The sequence below is a fragment of the Arthrobacter parietis genome, from assembly GCF_039530425.1.
Taxonomy (GTDB): domain Bacteria; phylum Actinomycetota; class Actinomycetes; order Actinomycetales; family Micrococcaceae; genus Arthrobacter_D; species Arthrobacter_D parietis.
On record NZ_BAAAON010000003.1, the window covers coordinates 236262 to 255229 of the forward strand.

Below are 18968 nucleotides of genomic sequence, written 5' to 3' on the forward strand. Positions count from 1 at the left end.
AGCGCGGGATGGGTGAACCCCGTCGGTCAGGCGGTCTGACTCAGTCGATCGGTGGGAAGGGGAAGCTCGATGACTGCCAGGAGATCGACCGACTTGGCGATCGGTCCATCCATCGCTTGAGCAACCGAAATGGTGTCCCGCCGAACCTCCTGAATCAGCACCTTGACGCGCCGCCCATCAAGGTCCAGCCACCAATCCTCAATGAACATTCGAAGACCGAGTTCGTCTAGAAGATTCTCCGCATCCTCCAGTTCCGTCGCTTCGCCGGCTGGACGATGCAGGAGGTCGAACGGAGCGAACAGGCCATCGTCGGTGAGATGGATGTAGCCAACGTGCTCACCATCGGACGACCGCCTGTGGTCGAAGATGTTCTCGGCCGGGAGCGCGTTAGTCATACGGCCACTATATGAAGCCCATTCGCCGGAGCGCGACACCAAAGTGAGCGGATATTGTTGAACAATCTGTGAATCTCGTGCATGCTGGGTGAACCACAAACGAGACGAGGATCACTATGGCTTTCATCGACCTCAACAGCGACGTCGGCGAGTCCTTCGGCAACTGGACCATGGGCGACGACGCCGCCATCTTCCGCTCCGTCTCCAGCGCCAACGTTGCGTGCGGCTTCCACGCCGGTGACCCGTCCACCATCGCCCAGACCTGCCGCGACGCAGTTGCCGCCGGCGTCACCATCGGCGCCCACGTCGGTTACCGGGACCTGGCCGGCTTCGGACGGCGCTTTCTCGACTGCTCCCCCACAGAACTGGCCGACGACGTCCTGTACCAGATCGGCGCCCTCGACGCGATTACCCGCGCAGCCGGCGGCATCATCCGCTACGTCAAGCCACACGGCGCCCTCTACAACACGATCGTCACCCACGAGGTCCAGGCCAAGGCAGTAGTCGACGCCGTCAAGGCCTTCGGCGGCGACCTCCCGATGCTGCTCCTGCCGGGCTCGGTCGCGCTCAAGACCGCTGAAGCCACCGGACTCCGCGGAGTCTCCGAAGCCTTCGCCGACCGCGCCTACAACCCGGACGGCACCCTGGTCTCCCGCCGGGAACCCGACGCCGTCCTCCACGATGAAGACACCGTCGCCGCCAACATGGTCCGGCTCGCCACCGAAGGCACCATCATCGCCCGCGACGGCTCCGCTATCCGCACCAGCGCCGAAAGCATCTGCCTCCACGGCGACACCGACGGCGCAGTAGCGATGTCCGCCGCCGTCCGCCGCGAACTGGAGGCTGCCGGCGTCGGTATCCGGAGCTTCGTGTGAGCGCTGGCGCCCCTCACAGCAGCATGCTGACGGAAATTCACTGGGCCGGGCCGCGCGCCCTGCTCATCGAACTCGAATCGCTCGACGCCGTACTGGCCCTCCATGCGCAACTGGTCGACCATCCACTGCGCGGCCAGGTCGATGTCCTCGCCGCGGCCCGCACGGTTCTCGCGGTCTTCGACTCGAGCGGTAGCGCCCGTGCTGCCCGCACTGCCGTCTCCGCGCTCGATGTCGCCCAGACGAAGGACGCGCTGACCTCCGCCGATCCGGTCCGGATCGAGGTGGTGTACGACGGCGATGACCTCCCCGAGGTAGGCCGCCTCACCGGCCTCGGCGCTGATGGCGTCATCGAAGCCCACACCGGACAAATCTGGACGGCTGCCTTCGGCGGATTCGCCCCGGGATTCGCTTATCTCGTCGGTGAAAACGAATCCCTCAACGTCCCGCGCCGCACCAGCCCCCGGACCGCCGTCCCCGCCGGATCAGTAGCGCTGGCTGGCAACTTCTCCGCCGTCTACCCGCGGCGCTCCCCCGGCGGCTGGCAATTGATCGGCCGCACCTCCACCCGTATGTGGGACCTCGACCGAGAACAGCCCGCACTGCTGCGCCCCGGCACTCCGGTGCAGTATGTCGCGGTACGGGAGGCGATCGAACTTGCGGACACGCAGGACACGAACGACGACGACGCCACCCTCCCTGCCGCTGCCGGCCCCGCCCTTGAGGTACTTAGCCCCGGCCCGCAGTCGCTGATCCAAGACCTCGGCCGGCCAGGACTCGGTGACCTCGGCGTGTCAGCATCCGGCGCTGCCGATACCGCGAGCGCCCGCCAGGCCAACCGACTGGTCGGCAATCAGCCGGGGGACGCCGTCGTCGAAAGTGTCCTCGGCGGACTGGCCGTCCGCGCTCACGGGGAACTGACGCTGGCACTTTCGGGCGCATCGGTGCCCGCGCAGATTGACGGCCCGCGGGGCGAGCGCAACGTCCCGATGTGCTCGCCCTTCGCCCTGCACGACGGCGAACAACTCTCCCTCGACGTCCCAGAGTCGGGGCTGCGAACCTACCTCGGCGTCCGCGGTGGAATCGACGTTGCCCCGGTGCTCGGCAGTCGCTCGACTGACCTGATGTCGGGCATCGGCCCGGCGGTCCTCGTAAAGGGGGCGGTGTTGCCTGTGGGAGATGTCGGGAATGGGCGCACTGTCGGCGCCCCCGAAACTTCCCCTCTCCCGCCGGACATTCTCGAGCACCGGAAAACGGTCACCCTGCACATCACCACCGGCCCCCGGCAGGACTGGTTCACCCCTGAGTCGCAAGCGACGCTGACCGAACAGCCCTGGACGGTGACCGCTGAGTCCAATCGAATCGGCGTCCGCCTCGGGGCGACTAACGGCCGGCCCCTGGAACGCGCACGCACCGAGGAGCTCCCCAGCGAAGGTGTGGTGGCAGGCTCACTGCAGGTGCCGCCGTCGGGCCTTCCCGTTCTTTTTCTTGCCGACCATCCGGTCACCGGCGGCTATCCGGTGATCGGCGTCGTCGTGCCGGAGGATTTGCCTATTGCCGCCCAACTGTCGCCGGGCACCACCGTGCGTTTCATCGAAATGGAGCCCCAGCCATGAAGAAGGTCCTGATCGCCAACCGCGGCGAGATTGCTGTCCGGATTGCCCGCGCGTGTGCCGATGCGGAGCTCACATCCGTGGCGGTGTACGCCGATCCCGACGCCGACGCCCTGCACGTCCGCCTCAGTGACGAGGCCTATGCGCTCGGCGGTTCGGCCAGCGCGGACACCTACCTGAACATCCCGAAGCTCCTGGACGTCGCGGCCCGTGCCGGTGCCGACGCCGTTCACCCCGGCTACGGCTTCCTCTCCGAGAACGCCGACTTTGCACAGGCAGTGCTCGACGCCGGACTGACGTGGATCGGTCCCTCACCGGAGGCTATCCGCAGTCTGGGCAACAAGGTCACCGCGCGCGAGATTGCGGTGAGGGCAGGCGCTCCGCTGGTCCCCGGCTCGGACGGCCCGGTTGCCAACGCCGACGAGGTCCGTGCTTTCGCCGAGGAGCACGGCGTGCCGGTGGCGATCAAGGCGGCCTTCGGCGGAGGCGGCCGCGGGCTCAAAATCGCCCACCGGCTCGAAGACATCGACGACGCCTTCGACTCCGCCGTCCGCGAGGCCACCGTCGCGTTCGGCCGCGGCGAGTGCTTCGTCGAGCGGTTCCTGGAGAAACCCCGCCACGTCGAGGCGCAGGTGCTGGCGGATACGCACGGGAACGTAGTGGTTGTCGGCACCCGCGATTGTTCGCTGCAGCGGCGCAACCAGAAGCTTGTGGAGGAAGCACCGGCGCCGTTCCTCACCGATGACCAGCGCAGCCGCATTCACGAATCCGCCCGCGCCATCTGCCGCGAAGCCGGGTACACCGGTGCAGGAACAGTCGAGTACCTGGTGGCGCCCGACGGCGTGATCTCCTTCCTCGAGGTCAATACCCGCCTGCAGGTGGAGCACCCGGTGACCGAGGAGACCTCCGGGATTGACCTCGTGCGCGAGCAGTTCCGCATCGCCGCCGGCCTGCCCGTGTCCATCACCGAGGACCCTGTACCGCACGGCCACGCCATCGAATTCCGGCTCAACGCCGAAGACGCCGGCCGCGGGTTCCTGCCCTCCCCCGGGCCGGTCGACGTATTCGAGGCCCCCACCGGCGCCGGGATCCGCGTAGACACCGGCGTCCGTTCCGGTTCCAGCGTTCCGGCCGAATACGACTCCCTCATGGCCAAGCTGATCGTCCACGGCGCGGACCGCGCGCAAGCCCTGCGCCGTGCGCGGACCGCCCTGGACGAGCTCCGGATCGAAGGGCTCCCCACGGTGGTCCCGTTCCACCGTGCGGTTGTCCGCGATCCGGACTTCACCCAGACCGACCGCCTCGGCGTCTACACCACGTGGATCGAGTCCGAGTTCACCGGGCGCCTCGCTGCCTCGCTCGACAGTGGGCTCACCGGCCCCGTTGCCCGCCGGGAGACGCTCACGGTGGAGCTCGACGGTAAGGCCGTTCAACTAGGCCTGCCGGCGCAGGTGTTCGCTGCGCTGATGAGCGGCGGAAGCACCGCCGTCGTTCCTCCTTCCGGTGTGGAGGAGAAGACAGCGGACGACGGCGCCATCACCGCCCCGATGGGCGGCAACCTCGTGAAATGGCTGGCCGACGACGGCGCCCAGGTGAGCGCGGACCAGCCCGTCGTGGTGGTGGAGGCAATGAAGATGGAGACCGTGGTCTCTGCATCGTCCGCCGGCACTTTCCGGCGTGGCGGGCAGGAGCCGGGTGCCGCCGTCGTACGTGGTGAGGTGTTGGGTACGGTTGAGTAGCCATGAATACTGCAACGGATACGACAACCGCAGCTGAGCACGCCCATACGACGGCGTGGATTGCCTCAACACTGCGCGCACGGATTGCGGCGGGGCAATTGACGCCGGGGTCGAAGTTGTCGGAGCAGGCGCTGTCGGAGTCGCTGGGGGTTTCGCGGAATACGTTGCGGCAGGCGTTCGCAACACTCGCCGGTGAGTCGATCGTGACGCGCATTCCCAACCGGGGCGTTTTCGTGGCAGCGCCCGGTGCAGAGGAAGTGCGCGAAATCTACCGGGTCCGGCGGACTATTGAACCTTCGGCCGTGCTCTGGGGCCGGCCCACTCCTGCACAGCTCGATGCGATGGACGCCATCATCCGGAAGGCCAAAGCTGCACGTGATGCCGGCTCCGTTCGCGACATGGCCAACGCGAACCAGGCGTTCCACGAGGCTGTCGTCAGCCTGACCGGCAGCGAATTGCTGCGGGAACTGATGGACAAGGTCCTGGCGGAGATGCGGCTGGTGTTCCATGCCATGTCCGCGGCGCCCGATTTTCACACGCACTACGTGGACCGCAATGCGGCGCTCGTGGAGCAGCTACGCGCGGGCGAGAACGAGCGTGCAGCCGCTGACCTGCGGGCCTACCTCGACGCCGCCGAGTCCGAGCTGCTGGGGCACCTCGAGGGCGAGGCCCCTAACCGGTGATCACCATAACGGGGCACTGCGGATCCAGCAGAAGCTTGTGAGTGACGGACCCCAACTGGATTCCGGACCTCGCCCCACGGCCGTGCCGCCCGATGACAAGGAGGGAGGCGCCTGAGGCGCGGTACTTCAGCGCTTCGTCTGGAGCACGCTCCAGATCGGTCAACCGGGAGATCCGCACCTCCGGGTAACTGGCGCGCAGGGCATCGAGCATGTCCGCGAGTTCCTGGGAAGCAGCATCACCGGTTGGACCGTCGTCGGCGGTTTCCGTGCCTTTCGATGAAGTGACGACCGTCAGCGCGTGACCAGAACGGTCTGCTTCAACGACGGCCACGCGAAGCGCTGCATGGGACTCGGGCGAGCCATCGACGCCCACAACTACTCCCCCGCTGCCGCCGTCAAGAGCCTGCGCATCACGGGGAAGGACCACGACGGGACATGCACTTCCCAGCGCAACCTGATGGCCGACCGATCCCAGGTACTCCCCGGTCCGTCGGTCTACCCGGTCAGCCCCTACGACCACCAGTGCCGCGTTCTCCGCGATACCCAGCAATGCGTCGACGATTTCACCGCAGTGAACGGTTGAGGCGAACCGAACATCCGGGTACTCCAGCTCCGCGCGTGCTTCCTCGTCATCCATCAACTGCCGCGCCGCGTCCACCAGGCTGCGGTAGGGTGTCCCTCCCGCAGCCACCGGCAGGACGAGTGACGGGTCAGGAATCGCATGCACCAGGGTGACGGATTGACCGGTGCGCCGGGCGCGCTCGGCTGACCACCGTAGAATAGCCGGCCCCCTTTCCCCGTCCCGGAATGCGACGACGATGCGGCGCGACGGAGAGTGAGCGGATCCCACAGCACCACTCACCGTCCGGGTTCCTGCTGTTCGGGCACGATGACTGCGCGGCCGCGGATAGTGCCGGCCCGCAGCCGTTCATATGCGACGGGCGCATCGGAAAGGCTGAAAGTCTCAACCTCCACGGAGATCTTTCCTGCCCGCGCCAGCTGCACCACTTCCATCAGTTCGGACCGCGATCCCCAGTAGGGAGCCCGTGCAGCGGCATCCCACGGCGTGGAAAAGAATCCGACATCCACCGTTCCGACGCCGACGCCGACAATTGCAATTTCACCGCCGACACTCACCACTTGTGATGCAAAGGCCGTTGTCGCTGGTGCTCCCACAAAGTCGAAGACCGCCGTTGCGCCCCGGCCGCCGGTCAGAGCCCGGATCTGCCTCTCCGCATCCTCACCCGGCACAAACGCGTGGTCAGCGCCGACTTCGAGGGCGAGATCCAGCTTCGGCTCTGACTGGTCAAGGGCAATGATGGTGCTCGCCGTCAGCGTGCGCAGAATTTGGATGGCTACATGGCCCAGTCCGCCGACACCGATGACCACAGCGGTCGACCCGGGGACCAGGGTCGGCAGGGACTGCTTGATGGCGTGGTACGGGGTCAATCCTGCGTCGGTCAGGGACACACTGGCAACAGGGTCCAGATCTCCCAGCGGCACAAGATGACGAGGATCGTCAATAAGCAGATACTCCGCCATCGCCCCCGGCGCACCCAGACCGGGAGGCCTGATTTCGAGCTCTGCCGCTACCTCACAGTAATTCTCCTTGCCCTGCGCGCAGGTGTAGCAGCGTCCGCACCCCCACGGCCCGTAGACCAGCATCGGCTCGCCGACGGTAAGGCCTTTCACCCCGTCGCCCCAGGATTCAACGACACCGGCTCCCTCGTGACCCAGCGTAAGAGGCAGCCCATAGATGTACTGATCCTCGGGCAGGTCCATGATGAACTGGTCCGAATGGCACACGCCCGCGGCTGTGACGCGCAGAAGCACCTGCCCAGGCCCGGGCACCGGCGTCTCGACCTCGACAACCTCCGGAGGGGTGCCGACAGCACGGTACTGGAGCGCCCTCACGAGTACTCCTCCACAAGCCGGGGTGGGTCGGGGTCTCCCATGACATACCTCCTGGGTCAGCGCGTCGATTGCAGCGGTTGACCCCAGTGTGCCCTCTTCGGGCGCCCCGCGGTAGAGCCCTGTGCCCGTTCCATAAAATAGGGTGACCAGATGGATCGCTGCACAGCGACGAATGAACCAAGACCGGGCGGTGACCTGTGATGAAGACAATAAAGGCCAGAAAGTGGAGCGACCTGACGCCCGCGCAGCAACGAGCGGTTCTGACCGCTGCGTCGGTGCAGTTGTCGCTCGCGGCTACCGCGTGGGTTGACCTAGCCAGGCGGCCCGAGAGCCAGGTCAACGGACGTAAGAGCCTGTGGGCGGTAGGGATTGGCCTCAATGTCCTGGGACCAATCCTGTACTTCAGCCGGGGAATCCGCCGCTGAAGCGCGCCACCCCCTGGAACTTTTGCGCAGGTCCAGTGGCTTCGATGGGGTCGGAAGCCACTAGACCTGCGCAAAAGTTCCCTGAACTCGGGGCTTACGGCACCAGGTAGTCGCTGTCCCTCGCGTCGGTGATCAGCATATGCCCGGGTGCGTGGCCGATGGCCAGCGGCGGACGGGACTGCATCACTGCCGCCTGCGGGGTCACGCCGCACGCCCAGAACACCGGCAGGTGTCCGTCGGGGATCTGGACAGCCTCACCGAAGTCGGGGGCGCCAAGGTCAGCAATGCCAAGCTCCTCCGGATTGCCCACGTGCACCGGCGCACCGTGAACAGCCGGGTAGCGGGACGTGATCCGGACGGCGTCGGCCACTTGTGCCGCCGGGACAGGGCGCATCGATACCACCAACGGACCGGACATGGCGCCGGCGGGAGCGCACTCACGGTTTGTCCGATACATCGGCACGTTGACGCCCTGGTCGATGTGCGCAATCCGGACGCCGCCGTCCTGCAGCGCAGCTTCGAAAGTGAAGCTACAGCCGATCAGGAACGTAACGAGGTCCTCGCGCCAGTAACGCCCGATGTCGGTTGGCTCGTCGACCTTTTCGCCGTTCCGGTACACCGTGTACTTCGGGACGTCGGTGCGGATGTCCCCGCCCGCCAGCAGCGGCCCCGCGGTCTGCCCCGGCTCGAGCACGCCCAGAATGGGGCAGGACTTCGGGTTGCGCTGGGCAAAGAGGAGCAGGTCGAAGGCCTGCTCACGCGGGATGGCCAGCACGTTGGCCTGGGCGTAGCCGCGGGACCAGCCCGACGTCGGCACCACCAGTCCGTTGCGAAAGGCCTCCCGCGCTTCGGCCGGCGTGGCGGCAGCGCGGTCTTCCGGGCTCCAGCTGATCATGCGGACCACAGCTGCGCGAGCCCCATGATCGAGGTCCAGCCGAGGAAGAGCGTGAGCAGCCAGGTCACCACACCGACGATCAGCAGCCACTTCGGATAGTTGTAGCCGTTCATGAGGTCGCGACGGCGCCAGGCTACCCACAGGAGCACACCGAACCCGACCGGCAGGATCAGACCGTTGAACGCTCCTGCGAAGATCAGCAGCTGCTGAGGCGCTTGGCCGAGGAAGAGATACACCGTGCCGCAGACCACAATGAAGGCAACGGTGATGAGGTTCCGCTTGCGTTCGGGGGTCTTCGAGGAGGTGATGAAGGAAACCGAGGTGAACGAGGCGCCGATCACGGAGGTGATGGCAGCGGCCCAGAGGACGATGCCGAACACCCGCATTCCGATCTCACCGGCCGCGGCGCCGAAAGCTTCGGCCGCCATGTTGTTGCTGCTCAGGACGGTGCCGCCGGCAACCACTCCAAGGATCGCCAGGAACAGCAGTACCCGCATGACGCCGGTGACAATGATGCCGATCACCGAGCTGCGCGTGATCTGCTGGACGTGTTCAATCCCGGTGGCGCCGGAGTCGAGCATGCGGTGTGCGCCGGCGTACGTGATGTAGCCGCCGACAGTGCCGCCGACCAGCGTGGTGATGATGAGGAAGTCGACCTCCTCGGGCAGGAACGTATTTTTCAGCGCGTCACCCAGCGGTGGAGCCGCAACGATGGCCACGTAGATCATCAGCAGGATCATGATGGCGCCGAGAAGAACCACAATGCGGTCCAACGCCATACCGGCCCGCTTGCTGACGAAGATCAAAATGGCGATGACGGCGGAAATGGCGCCGCCGATCTTCGGGTCAACGCCGAGCATCGCGTTGGCGCCAAGGCCCGTTCCCGCGATGTTGCCGATGTTGAAGACCACACCACCGAGGAAGACCAGGCCCGCAAGGAACCAGCCGACGCCGGGAACCACCCGGTTGCCGAGCTCCTGCGCCCGCAGCCCGGAAACTCCGATGACCCGCCAGACGTTCATTTGCACTGCAATGTCGATGAGGATGGACGCCAGGATGGCGAAGGCGAACGCCGCGCCGAGCTGTGCGGTGAAGACCGTTGTCTGGGTGATGAAGCCGGGGCCGATGGCGCTGGTCGCCATCAGGAACATCGCGCCCAGCAGTGCTGAGCGCCGAGCTGAGGAGCTCAGATTGAGTTTGGTGCTGCCTTCTGCCATGGGATCCGTCCGTAACGTCGGGGTGACTAGCGTCACAATTATCGTCCCGAGGAACGATACAGGTTGTTGAACAATATTGGCAAGAGATTGTTCAACAACTTCTCATCATTGCTTCCGGTCCAGCCCAGCCGGCTCGCAACTCACCCGTCGAACTGGAGCAAAGAGTCGGCGGTCCGCCCGCTCATCCCCACGAGCATGGTCCGGTTGCGGGCACCGGTCTTGCGGAGAATAGAGCCGACGTGCTTCTCCACTGTCTTCACCGAGATCTGAAGTTCACGCGCGATCTGCTTGTCCGCCATTCCACGGATCACCATCGCGCAGACCTCCCGTTCGCGGGTGGTCAGATTGTCCGTCTCCTTCTCCCCGGACGAGTCCAGCAGACGATCAAACACGTCCCCTTCCAGCAACGCCTGCCCCTGCCCAGCCGCCACAATGGTCCGGGCAATAGATTCGCCGCCGGCACGGCGGTTGATGAATCCGCGCACGCCCACCTGCTTCGCCGAGCGCACCTGATCGACGGTCGGGTTATCGGTCAGCACCACGACGACGGCGTCAGGACCCAGTTCCCTCATCCTGCCGACCAGCGCGGTGTTCGCGTGCACCATGTCCAGGTCCATCAGCACGACATCGGGATGGAGCAGTTCATACGCTTCCAGCAGCTGGTCCGCCGAGTGGACCTCGGCTCCGACCTGGATGGCAGGCTCAGCGATGCCGAGCAGCCTCACCAGCCCGGCGCTCACTACGGGGGCGTCGTGGGCAATGAGGATCCGCCACCGCGGCTCCTGCACTGCCCGACGGCCAGGAGCGGCATGCGGCAGGACCGCCTTGACCGTTGTTCCCCATCCCGGAACGCTGTCGATCTGCAGGGTTCCGCCGAGATGGATGGCCCGCGATGTCATGCCGTGCAGGCCAAGGCAACTGGTGGGCAGCGCCGAGTGGTCACCGTGCGCAGCGTCCGGGTCAAATCCCCGCCCGTTGTCTTCAATCACCACGGCCAGGGAACCGCCGTCGTATATCAGCCCGACGCGCACACTCGCAGCACGCGAGTGGAGGACGACATTATTCAGGGCTTCCTGCACGATCTTGAACGCCTGATGCTCAACCTCTGGGGCAAGCGGCAGCTGGTCCCCGATGATGGTCAACCGAGTGGCTGCACCGGACATCGCTTCCGCCCACACCAGTTCCCCGCGGATGGCCTCCTCCAACGATTTACCAGCCAACGACGCCGGTCCCAGCCCCAGTGCCGTCCGGCGCGTTTCAGCCAGCGCATCGTGGGCGACGGTTTTCGCCGTGCTGATATGGGCGGAGGCTTTCCGGATGTCAGTGCCCGAGCCTTCGCTCACCCCGGCCAGGGCCTTGTCCGCATCATCAAGGCTGAGCAACAGTGCTGCGAGTGATCGGCCGAGGGTTTCATGCACGTCCCGCACCGCGCGTTCACGTTCTGCTGCTACAGCGGCCTCGCGTTCCCGGGTGGCCGCCTGGGCATGGAGATCGTAGTTCCCTAAGGCAATGGCGGCGTGACCCGCGAACAGTTCCGCCAGGCGGGCCTCATCCCGTGTGAAGGTGCGGCTGCTGTCGGGACTGAAAAGGATGAACGCGCCGACGATCTGCTCATCCCACTGCAGCGGGACACCGATCACCGCACAGTTCCACCGTGGATCATTGGCAGCGATGTGGCCGCGCTCAATTTCAGAATACGCTCCCAGCACCACAGTTGAGCGGCTGCCGACCACCCTGCCGGTAAGCCCCTCCGAAAGCGAGAAGGTCTGCCCTTCCTGACAGCCGACGCCGATGTCCACCTTCTTGGTGTACGTACCTTTGGCCTCGTCGACGAGCGCGATGGAGCCGGACTCGCAGTGGAGAAGGGAGGTGGCATGGACGAGGATCCGCTGGAGGAGCGTCTGGATCTCGAACCGTCCGGCGAGGTCCCTGGCGATCCCGATCATGGGATCAAGTTCCTCGGGAAAACCGGTCATTCGGTGCGATCCGCCGTACAGCGTAACGGGGTTCTGCGCGACTAGGTCCATGACGTCCTCTCTGACGCTCGGTTCTCACGTAACGGGTGGCACCCTGCGGGTATTCCCTCATGGCAACGTTCGGGTTAATCCTCATTTTGCCGGAACGGCGCAAGTGGTTGGGTTGAAGGGTGGAGCGGACTCGTTCTGCACCTCATCAAACGCCATCGAGGAGACACACACGATGATGTGGAACGCTCAATGAGCCGCATCGGCATCCTGACCAGTGGCGGAGACTGCCCCGGACTCAACGCGGTGATCCGCGCCTGCGTGCTGCGTGGCAGCCGGGATCACGGACAGGAGTTCGTGGGCATCCTGGACGGGTGGCGGGGATTGGTGGATGCCGATTTCATCGATCTCGACTGGATGAGCGTGCGTGGGCTGGCCAAGCTGGGCGGCACCATCCTCGGGACCTCACGGACAAGCCCGTTCGGCGAGCGCGGTGAGGACGGCGGAGCTGCCCATATCAAGGCGAACCTGCGCTCGGCGGGCGTCGACGCGCTCATTGTGATCGGCGGCGAGGGCACGCTGGCCGCCGCCCAGATCCTTAGCCGGCACGGGGTCCGGATTGTCGGGGTGCCGAAGACCATCGACAATGACCTGTCCGCTACCGACTACTCGTTCGGCTTTCACACGGCGGTCGAGATTGCCACCGAGGCCATCGACCGGCTGAAGACGACGGGGGAATCGCACCACCGCTGCATGATCGCCGAGGTCATGGGCCGGCATGCCGGGTGGATTGCGTTGCATGCGGGTATCGCCACCAGCGCCCACGCAATCCTGATCCCTGAACAGGAAGCCACGCTCGACCAGATCTGTGCCTGGGTGCGTACGCCGTTCGAGCGCGGCCGCACTCCCCTGGTGGTGGTCGCCGAGGGATTCGTCTCCGCGGAGATGACCCAGCCGCATTCGGAGCGTGGGCTGGATGCTTTCAACCGGCCGCGGTTGGGCGGCATCGGCGAACGGCTTGCTCCGATTATCGAGGAACGGACCGGTATCGAAACGCGGTCCACCACCCTCGGGCACATCCAGCGCGGCGGGGCTCCGAGCGGAGCTGACCGGGTCCTTGCCACCCGCCTTGGCCGGGCCGCTGTGGACGCCGCCCAGAACGGGGAATGGGGCACCATGGTCGCCAGCCGGGGAACAGAGATTGTGCGGGTGAGCCTGGAAGAGTCAGTCGGGCGCCTCAAGACGGTTCCGCAGGAGCGCTACGACGAAGCGTCATTCCTTTTCGGCTGATCAGCAGCACGGAGGGGAAGCAGCGGGGCGGGAACCGGCACCAAAACAGAAACACAGCAGAGCCCGTCCGGTGGGGCTTGGACGGGCCCTGCTGTGGCTTTCAGCTGGTCAGAACACGCGGATGGGGATCTCCGCGGGGTCGTTCAGGAGCCCTTCGATTTCGTCGTCGAGCTTGACCAGGGTGATGGAGGCACCGGCCATGTCCAGGGAGGTGCAGTATTCACCGACGTAGCTGCGGCCCACCGTGATGCCCTGCTCAGCGAGCCGTTTGTGGGCCTGGCCGTAGAGCAGGTAGAGCTCGCTGATGGGCGTGCCGCCGAGGCCGTTGACCATGAGGGCAACGCGGTCGCCGTCTCCGAACGGAAGATCCTTGACCACGGGGGTGAGTAGTTCATCGACGATCTCGTTGGCAGGCATCATCTTGGCCCGACGGCGTCCCGGCTCGCCGTGGATGCCCACGCCCATCTCGATCTCATCCTCGCCGAGCTCAAAGAGCGGACTGCCCTTGGCGGGAGGTGTGCAGGCAGTGAGCGCCACACCCATGGTCCGGGTGACGGAGTTGACCTTTTCACCGATGCGGATGACCTCGTCGAGATCCGCTCCGCGCTCGGCAGCAGCGGCGACGGCCTTGATGACGAAGAAGTTGCCGGCCACGCCGCGACGGCCGATCGTATAGGTGGAGTCCTCCACCGATACGTCGTCGTTGATGAACAGGGTCTTGACGTTGATGCCTTCGGCGGAGGACATTTCCTGGGCCATTTCGAAGACCATCTTGTCACCGGTGTAGTTGTTGACGAGCAGCAGGACGCCCTTGGGTGAGGCGAGCATCTTGGTGGTCTCATACACGTAATCGAACGGGGGTGCGGCGAAGACGTCGCCCGGGCACGCGGCGTCGAGCATTCCCTTTCCGACGATCATCACGTGCGCCGGTTCGTGGCCGGAGCCGGAGCCCTGGACAATCGAGACCTTGTTCTCGTCCGGGCCGTCGGCGCGCATGATGAGGTTGTACTCGGGCACATACTTCAGGGTGTCCGGGTTGGCCAGTGCAAGGCCTTCGAGCATCTCTGGAACAAACTGCTGCGGATCATTGACGAACTTCTTCATGGGGGCTCCACATCGTTGTGCTGGTTGGGGAAAAGGGGTGTGACGAAAGAAATCAGCGGTTCGACCACTCGGAGACAATGCGCTCGATGATGATGGCAACCGCCACTGCACCGGCATCCGGTGAACCGATGCTGCGCTCGCCGCTGTAGCTGGCACGGCCGCGCCTGGCCTCGAGCTTGCTCGTGGCGTCGGCGCATTCGCGGGCGGTCTTCGCAAAGGCAGCGCGCGCCTCCGCGGCCCCTGCACCGGACTGGATCTGCCGCTCGAGTTCATCGGTGGCCGGCACCAGTGCGTCGAGCAGCGTCTTGTCGCCCAGGTCGGCATTACCACGTGCCTTGATCCCATCGGTCGCTGCCCGGAGCATTGCCAGGGCTGCAGTGCCGTCAATGGTGTCGAGGCTCTTGGCTGTCATTGATGCGCGCAGGAACGCCGTGCCCCAGAGCGGCCCGGAGGTTCCGCCGATCCGGCTGGAGATGGCGACAGCCACCTGTTGCAGGAAGGTGGCGACGTCGTCGCGCTTGAGGTTGTCCCAGTCAGCAAGGACCTTCTCGAAGCCGCGCGCCAGCGAGTAGCCGAGGTCGCCGTCGCCGACGACAGCGTCAAGGTCACCGAACTCCTTTTCCTGGTCCACTGCCGTCTGGGCAAGAGTACGGACAACGTATTCGACGTCCGCGAGATCTGTGGCGGTCATGATTTCTCCGTAGGGGTCGAAGCGGTGGTGGAGGGTGCTGACGGTGCCGGGCGGTCGAGGATGTCCTGCAGGACGGCCAGCGAGACGGCATCCGGTACGTCAAGGCCGAGCGGGTTCTGCAACACCGCGGTGGGTTCGCCGTTATCCGGATCGCCGAGGGAGGAGACAACCAGCGAAGCGCCGCTGAAATCCTCCTCTTTTGTATAGCCGCTGACCGTGACGACGGTCCGCAGCCCTGCCGCCAGCGCGGCCAGCATTCCGTTGCGGCTGTCCTCGATGACGACGGCGTCATCCGGTTGCAGGCCCAGGTCACCGAGCGCTACCAGATAAATGTCCGGCGCCGGCTTCTTGTGCGGCACGATGTCACCTGCAAACACGGAGAAGTGGGCGGCGAGTTCCGGACCGACCGCATGGCCGAGTACGGCGCGCACGGCAGGTTCGGCAGAGGTGGATGCCACCGCAAGGGTCCAGCCGGCGTCGTGCGCTTCAGCGACGATGCGCCCAATTCCGGGCCGTCCCGGCATCGCGCCGCTTTCAACCAGTCCCTTGTAGATGTCGGTCTTGCGCTTGTGCCAGTCGCGGATCGCCTGGTCCACAGCGGCGTCGTTAGTCAGTCCGAGCGAAGCGGCCAGCTCCTCGGTCAGGATGCTCCGCATCCGCTCCTTGCCGCCGCCGATCTTCACCTTTTGCGCGTACTCCTCCGAGGTCCACTGCACCGGAACGTTGAAGTCGGTGAAGGTCTGGTTGAAGGCAGGCAGGTGACCGTGCTGCTCAGTGTCGGCCAGGACGCCGTCGCAATCAAAGATGAGCGCCGGCATCCTAATGTCCGGCCTTTCCTGCGCTGCCGAACTGGTCCGCGAGCTGTGTCACCATGGCCACGACGTCACCGCGTGTGTGCTTGAACAGTGACGGCGGATCCCACTTGTTGTTCTGCTCAGCCTGCTTCAGGAAGGACAACGAGGACTGCATGTACGTTTCCTTGAGCGCCGTCGAGATGTTCACCTTGGCGCAGCCGCGGGCAATGAGGTCGGCGAACTGTTCCGGGCTCAGTCCGCTTCCGCCGTGGAGCGCAATGGGAATGTTCCGGGCCTCGACGATCTGGGTGACCCGCTCGACGTCGAGCACCGGAGCTGCCTTGTAGGAGCCGTGTGCGTTGCCGATCGAGGGAGCAAACACGTCAATGCCGGTGGCGTCGATGAACGCGAGCGCGGTCTCCAGGCTCTGCTGCTGCGACACTTCATCGGAGCCGTGATCGTCCTCGACGCCGGTGATGGACTCGATCTCCCCCTCGACCTGCGCGCCGTAGCTGCGGGCTTCGGCGACCACGTCGATGGTCTGGCGCTGGTTCTCCTCGACCGGCAGCTCGGAGGCGTCGAAGAGCACCGAGTTCCAGCCGGCTTTCAGGCACTCCGTCACGACCTCCCGGTCCGGGCAGTGGTCCAGGTGAAGGGTCACCGGTACCTCGATGCCGCGGGTCAGTGACTGCCACATGTCGAACAGCACCCGCGACCCGATACTGCGCACGGTTTTGACCGAGGTCTGCAGGATGACCGGCGAGCGGGCTTCAACCGCGCCTGCCAGTACAGCCTCCATGGTCAGGTCATTGAAAATGTTGATCGCAGGAACGCCGTAGCGGGACTCAAACGCCGGATCAACGATGTCTTTCAGGGGAACAACGCCCACAACACATACCTCCTGAGTAGGGTTCAAACTCCACAGTAGGGGTGCGTACCGCACACCGGAATGGGGGGTTACCCACCCCTCGCCTTGCGGGTAATCACCACCTCGTCAGGACCGCCCAGGGCGTGCTTAGGTTGCTCAATCACCCCCCCCTACCGACAGGAAACACCATGGCAACTGGAAGCGTGCTTGAGACAGTCACCGCCGAGGAAGCGCGCCGCGTCATTGATGCCGCTGCCGCCAAGGCAACGGAAATCGGGCAGCCGATGGACATTGCCGTCGTCGACGCCGGCGGCAACCTGAAAGCCCATGTCCGCATGGACGGCGCCAACATCGGCAGCATCACCATTGCCATCAACAAGGCCTACACGGCAATCGCCTTCCAGTGCGAGACCGGTGACCTGCAGGGACTCACCCGGCCGGACGGCCCGATCTACGGATTGAATGACGCCCACGGCGGCCGGCTGGTGGTGTTCCCCGGCGGCATTCCCCTGGTACGCAACGGTGACATTGTGGGCGCCGTCGGTGTCTCAACCGGAACCATCGAGCAGGACCAGGAGGTTGCGGAGGCCGGGGTCGCTGCGTTCTGAGCGGGGCTCAGGCCTGTGCTGCCTGTGCGTCTTCTGACTGCGTGATAGCCCAGGCCGCGTTGATGAGGCCGATATGGGACAGACCCTGCGGGAAGTTCCCGATCAGGGCGCCGCTCTTGATGTCGATCTCCTCCGAAAGGAGGCCGAGGTCATTTGCGTATCCGGTCACTTCGTCGAAGATTCTTCTGGCGCGTTCCGGTTGGCCTGCCATCGCCCAGCCGCTGGCCAACCAATAGGAACAGATGATGAAGGCACCTTCATCATCGGAGCCCGTCCATCGCTGGATCAGGTTCCCGGTGGCGAGTTCGCGCTCCATCGCCTCCAGTGTTGCCAGTATTCGGCTGTCCTCAGGCGGGAGGAACGCCATGATCGGCATCAGGAGCACACCGGCGTCGAGATGGTCGGAGCCGAAGGCGCCCGTAAACGCGTTGACCGTGCTGTCCCACCCCTGATCGAGGATAGCGGCGTGGATCCTGTCCCGTTCACGCTCCCACTCCGGCATCTTCTGGGCGGCGCCGAGACGGTCGGCCAGTTTCAGCGCGCGGTCCAACGCCACCCAGCACATCAGTTTCGAGGTGACGTAGTCCCGTGTGCCTTCACGACCTTCCCAGATTCCCGAATCGTTCTCCCGCCAGGTCTGGGCAGCCCTGTCCGCAACGGCGATCAGGAACTCCCGGGTCTCGGAAGGGAATTCGCCGAGCTGGTCCCGCAGGATCCAGGCACACTCGAAGACCTCACCGAGGACGTCAAGCTGCTTCTGGTCCCAGGCGTCATTGCCGACACGGACCGGCCGGGATCCGGCATAACCGGCCAGGTGGTCCAGTTCGCGCTCGGTGAGGTCATGCTCGCCGCCCACGCCGAACATGATGCTCAGGTGCCCGCCGCGTAGCACTCCGGCAGAAGTGGTGATCCAGTCGAAGAAATCCTGCGCCTCGTCCGGACACGCTGCCACCCACAGCGCCTTGAGCGTGAGGCTGCCGTCACGCAGCCAACCGTAGCGGTAGTCCCAGTTGGCGGTACTGCCCGGCTCTTCCGGCAGGGAGGTGGTGGGTGCCGCGACGACCGCGCCGGTCGGACTATAGGTAAGTGCCTGGAGCACCAGCGCGCTGCGGTGCACCTGCTCGCGGTAGGCACCCCGGTAGCTCTGGTGCATGTCGCTCCAGGACCGCCACGCTGCAATGGTGTTGTCCAGCTCAGCGGCGCCGTCGGCGGCCGGTTGCGCGGCTGCCGTGACGCCGTGGTGACGGAGCGCGAAAACGGCGGCGTCCCCTTCCTCGAGCCGGTAGGTGCCGCCGAGTGATCCGTCGACGGCAGTGAGGTTTAGGCCGGCGGTCAGCGTCAGGCGGTCGGCCCCGCCGCGGATCCCCCACCCGGTGGCGGTTTGCGTGAAATGAGGAGTGATCAGTCCGTATTCCGGACGGGGAGCAAGGTCCACCGCCAGTTCAACGGTTCCCCGGGTCACCTCGACCCGACGAAGCAGCATGTGCGGGGAGTTGTGCCCAATCTCGTGGCCCTGCTCCCCTAGCCCCAGGGCCAGCGCGTCCGTTAGCAGGACCGTCCCGTTGTCGCAGTCGAACTCGGTCTCGAGGACCATGGTCCCGGGAAGGTAGCGGCGGGTGGCTGTGTAAGTGCCTGTCGGGCGGATAGTCCAATGTCCGGCGTCGGGATCCAGCAGGCGCCCAAACACGCTGGGGGCATCGAAGCGCGGAGGGCACCACCAGTCAACGGAGCCGTCCCGGGAGGAAAGGGCGGATCCCTGGCAGTCGCCCAGCAGCCCATAGTCGGCTATCGCGGCTGACTTGTGATCCGGCGTGTTGTCCGGCCTGCGCACAGAAAGTCTCCCTCGATCGTGTTTCACCGTAACCCTACCCATGGCCGGAATGTGGCCGCCCGCCG

The 18968-nt window shown here is 65.4% G+C and carries 18 protein-coding genes; 7 read left to right on the top strand and 11 right to left on the bottom strand.

The genetic code is table 11. The annotated features are described in order from the left end of the window. Nucleotides 1–26 precede the first annotated feature (26 nt). A complete protein-coding gene (locus ABFX19_RS13270; protein WP_277359549.1) occupies nucleotides 27–395 on the bottom strand; it encodes a serine/threonine protein phosphatase in 369 nt (122 codons plus the stop codon). 116 nt (nucleotides 396–511) lie between these two features. Here ABFX19_RS13270 and ABFX19_RS13275 point away from each other — a divergent pair, with 116 nt between their 5' ends. The 4 genes from ABFX19_RS13275 to ABFX19_RS13290 are packed head-to-tail and all read left to right on the top strand — an operon-like array spanning nucleotide 512 to nucleotide 5302. Continuing rightward, nucleotides 512–1270 (top strand): LamB/YcsF family protein, encoded by a 759-nt coding sequence (locus ABFX19_RS13275; protein WP_346028542.1) that lies wholly within the window; start codon nucleotides 512–514, stop codon nucleotides 1268–1270. Nucleotides 1271–1293: 23 nt separating this feature from the next. Next, nucleotides 1294–2883, top strand: a complete 1590-nt coding sequence (locus ABFX19_RS13280) for a 5-oxoprolinase subunit B/C family protein (protein WP_346028743.1) — start codon at nucleotides 1294–1296, stop codon at nucleotides 2881–2883. Beyond that, nucleotides 2880–4619 carry an acetyl/propionyl/methylcrotonyl-CoA carboxylase subunit alpha gene (locus ABFX19_RS13285; protein ID WP_346028543.1) on the top strand — a complete coding sequence of 580 codons (1740 nt, stop codon included), beginning with the start codon at nucleotides 2880–2882 and terminating at the stop codon, nucleotides 4617–4619. The genes ABFX19_RS13280 and ABFX19_RS13285 overlap by 4 nt, the downstream gene beginning before the upstream one ends. Before the next feature lie 2 nt (nucleotides 4620–4621). Beyond that, nucleotides 4622–5302, top strand: coding sequence for a GntR family transcriptional regulator (locus ABFX19_RS13290; protein WP_346028544.1), 681 nt, complete (start codon nucleotides 4622–4624; stop codon nucleotides 5300–5302). On the opposite strand, the gene ABFX19_RS13295 is transcribed toward ABFX19_RS13290, so the two are convergent. Both ABFX19_RS13295 and ABFX19_RS13300 read right to left on the bottom strand, forming a co-directional pair. Further along, entirely contained in the window at nucleotides 5292–6164 is an 873-nt protein-coding gene (locus tag ABFX19_RS13295; RefSeq protein WP_346028545.1) for a universal stress protein, read from the bottom strand. The two genes, ABFX19_RS13290 and ABFX19_RS13295, sit on opposite strands and share 11 nt — an antisense overlap. Continuing rightward, on the bottom strand, nucleotides 6161–7216 hold the full coding sequence (locus ABFX19_RS13300) for an NAD(P)-dependent alcohol dehydrogenase (RefSeq protein ID WP_346028546.1): 1056 nt from the start codon (nucleotides 7214–7216) through the stop codon (nucleotides 6161–6163). Before ABFX19_RS13300 ends, ABFX19_RS13295 begins: the two co-directional genes overlap by 4 nt. Nucleotides 7217–7416: 200 nt before the next feature. Here ABFX19_RS13300 and ABFX19_RS13305 point away from each other — a divergent pair, with 200 nt between their 5' ends. Further along, nucleotides 7417–7641: a hypothetical protein gene (locus tag ABFX19_RS13305; RefSeq protein WP_346028547.1), complete on the top strand. Its 225-nt coding sequence runs from the start codon at nucleotides 7417–7419 to the stop codon at nucleotides 7639–7641. Nucleotides 7642–7735: 94 nt separating this feature from the next. Here ABFX19_RS13305 and ABFX19_RS13310 read toward each other — a convergent pair whose 3' ends face one another. From ABFX19_RS13310 to ABFX19_RS13320, 3 genes are all read right to left on the bottom strand, one after another. Further along, nucleotides 7736–8536, bottom strand: a complete 801-nt coding sequence (locus tag ABFX19_RS13310) for a putative hydro-lyase (RefSeq protein ID WP_346028548.1) — start codon at nucleotides 8534–8536, stop codon at nucleotides 7736–7738. Next, nucleotides 8533–9753, bottom strand: coding sequence for an NRAMP family divalent metal transporter (locus ABFX19_RS13315; protein ID WP_346028549.1), 1221 nt, complete (start codon nucleotides 9751–9753; stop codon nucleotides 8533–8535). The genes ABFX19_RS13310 and ABFX19_RS13315 overlap by 4 nt, the downstream gene beginning before the upstream one ends. Nucleotides 9754–9893: 140 nt before the next feature. Continuing rightward, complete coding sequence (locus ABFX19_RS13320) at nucleotides 9894–11780, bottom strand: LuxR C-terminal-related transcriptional regulator (protein WP_346028550.1); 1887 nt, start codon at nucleotides 11778–11780, stop codon at nucleotides 9894–9896. Nucleotides 11781–11969: 189 nt separating this feature from the next. On the opposite strand from ABFX19_RS13320, the gene ABFX19_RS13325 reads away from it, so the two are divergent. Then, nucleotides 11970–13007, top strand: coding sequence for an ATP-dependent 6-phosphofructokinase (locus tag ABFX19_RS13325; RefSeq protein WP_277356890.1), 1038 nt, complete (start codon nucleotides 11970–11972; stop codon nucleotides 13005–13007). A 108-nt stretch (nucleotides 13008–13115) separates the two neighbouring features. On the opposite strand, the gene dhaK is transcribed toward ABFX19_RS13325, so the two are convergent. From dhaK to ABFX19_RS13345, 4 genes are read right to left on the bottom strand one after another with little or no spacing between them, the layout of a single operon-like run. After that, complete coding sequence (gene dhaK, locus ABFX19_RS13330) at nucleotides 13116–14111, bottom strand: dihydroxyacetone kinase subunit DhaK (RefSeq protein ID WP_277356891.1); 996 nt, start codon at nucleotides 14109–14111, stop codon at nucleotides 13116–13118. Between the two features lie 52 nt (nucleotides 14112–14163). Further along, nucleotides 14164–14802: a dihydroxyacetone kinase subunit DhaL gene (gene dhaL / locus ABFX19_RS13335; protein WP_346028551.1), complete on the bottom strand. Its 639-nt coding sequence runs from the start codon at nucleotides 14800–14802 to the stop codon at nucleotides 14164–14166. Next, complete coding sequence (locus tag ABFX19_RS13340) at nucleotides 14799–15620, bottom strand: HAD-IA family hydrolase (protein ID WP_277356893.1); 822 nt, start codon at nucleotides 15618–15620, stop codon at nucleotides 14799–14801. Before ABFX19_RS13340 ends, dhaL begins: the two co-directional genes overlap by 4 nt. A 1-nt stretch (nucleotide 15621) precedes the next feature. Continuing rightward, nucleotides 15622–16485, bottom strand: coding sequence for a class II fructose-bisphosphate aldolase (locus tag ABFX19_RS13345; protein WP_056549123.1), 864 nt, complete (start codon nucleotides 16483–16485; stop codon nucleotides 15622–15624). 167 nt (nucleotides 16486–16652) lie between these two features. On the opposite strand from ABFX19_RS13345, the gene ABFX19_RS13350 reads away from it, so the two are divergent. Beyond that, nucleotides 16653–17072 (top strand): GlcG/HbpS family heme-binding protein, encoded by a 420-nt coding sequence (locus ABFX19_RS13350; RefSeq protein WP_056549125.1) that lies wholly within the window; start codon nucleotides 16653–16655, stop codon nucleotides 17070–17072. A 7-nt stretch (nucleotides 17073–17079) separates the two neighbouring features. Here the strand turns inward: ABFX19_RS13350 and ABFX19_RS13355 are convergent, their stop codons facing one another. After that, nucleotides 17080–18903: a glycoside hydrolase family 15 protein gene (locus ABFX19_RS13355; protein ID WP_346028552.1), complete on the bottom strand. Its 1824-nt coding sequence runs from the start codon at nucleotides 18901–18903 to the stop codon at nucleotides 17080–17082. Nucleotides 18904–18968 lie beyond the last annotated feature (65 nt).

Excerpts from the sequence above, each read along its gene's own strand:
- ABFX19_RS13315 (WP_346028549.1), bottom strand. The coding sequence starts at position 9,753 with ATGGCAGAAGGCAGCACCAAACTCAATCTGAGCTCCTCAGCTCGGCGC.
- ABFX19_RS13305 (WP_346028547.1), top strand. The coding sequence starts at position 7,417 with ATGAAGACAATAAAGGCCAGAAAGTGGAGCGACCTGACGCCCGCGCAG.
- ABFX19_RS13290 (WP_346028544.1), top strand. The coding sequence starts at position 4,622 with ATGAATACTGCAACGGATACGACAACCGCAGCTGAGCACGCCCATACG.
- dhaK (WP_277356891.1), bottom strand. The coding sequence starts at position 14,111 with ATGAAGAAGTTCGTCAATGATCCGCAGCAGTTTGTTCCAGAGATGCTC.
- ABFX19_RS13350 (WP_056549125.1), top strand. The coding sequence starts at position 16,653 with ATGGCAACTGGAAGCGTGCTTGAGACAGTCACCGCCGAGGAAGCGCGC.
- ABFX19_RS13310 (WP_346028548.1), bottom strand. The coding sequence starts at position 8,536 with ATGATCAGCTGGAGCCCGGAAGACCGCGCTGCCGCCACGCCGGCCGAA.
- ABFX19_RS13270 (WP_277359549.1), bottom strand. The coding sequence starts at position 395 with ATGACTAACGCGCTCCCGGCCGAGAACATCTTCGACCACAGGCGGTCG.
- dhaL (WP_346028551.1), bottom strand. The coding sequence starts at position 14,802 with ATGACCGCCACAGATCTCGCGGACGTCGAATACGTTGTCCGTACTCTT.
- ABFX19_RS13285 (WP_346028543.1), top strand. The coding sequence starts at position 2,880 with ATGAAGAAGGTCCTGATCGCCAACCGCGGCGAGATTGCTGTCCGGATT.
- ABFX19_RS13320 (WP_346028550.1), bottom strand. The coding sequence starts at position 11,780 with ATGGACCTAGTCGCGCAGAACCCCGTTACGCTGTACGGCGGATCGCAC.
- ABFX19_RS13275 (WP_346028542.1), top strand. The coding sequence starts at position 512 with ATGGCTTTCATCGACCTCAACAGCGACGTCGGCGAGTCCTTCGGCAAC.
- ABFX19_RS13325 (WP_277356890.1), top strand. The coding sequence starts at position 11,970 with ATGAGCCGCATCGGCATCCTGACCAGTGGCGGAGACTGCCCCGGACTC.
- ABFX19_RS13340 (WP_277356893.1), bottom strand. The coding sequence starts at position 15,620 with ATGCCGGCGCTCATCTTTGATTGCGACGGCGTCCTGGCCGACACTGAG.
- ABFX19_RS13280 (WP_346028743.1), top strand. The coding sequence starts at position 1,294 with ATGCTGACGGAAATTCACTGGGCCGGGCCGCGCGCCCTGCTCATCGAA.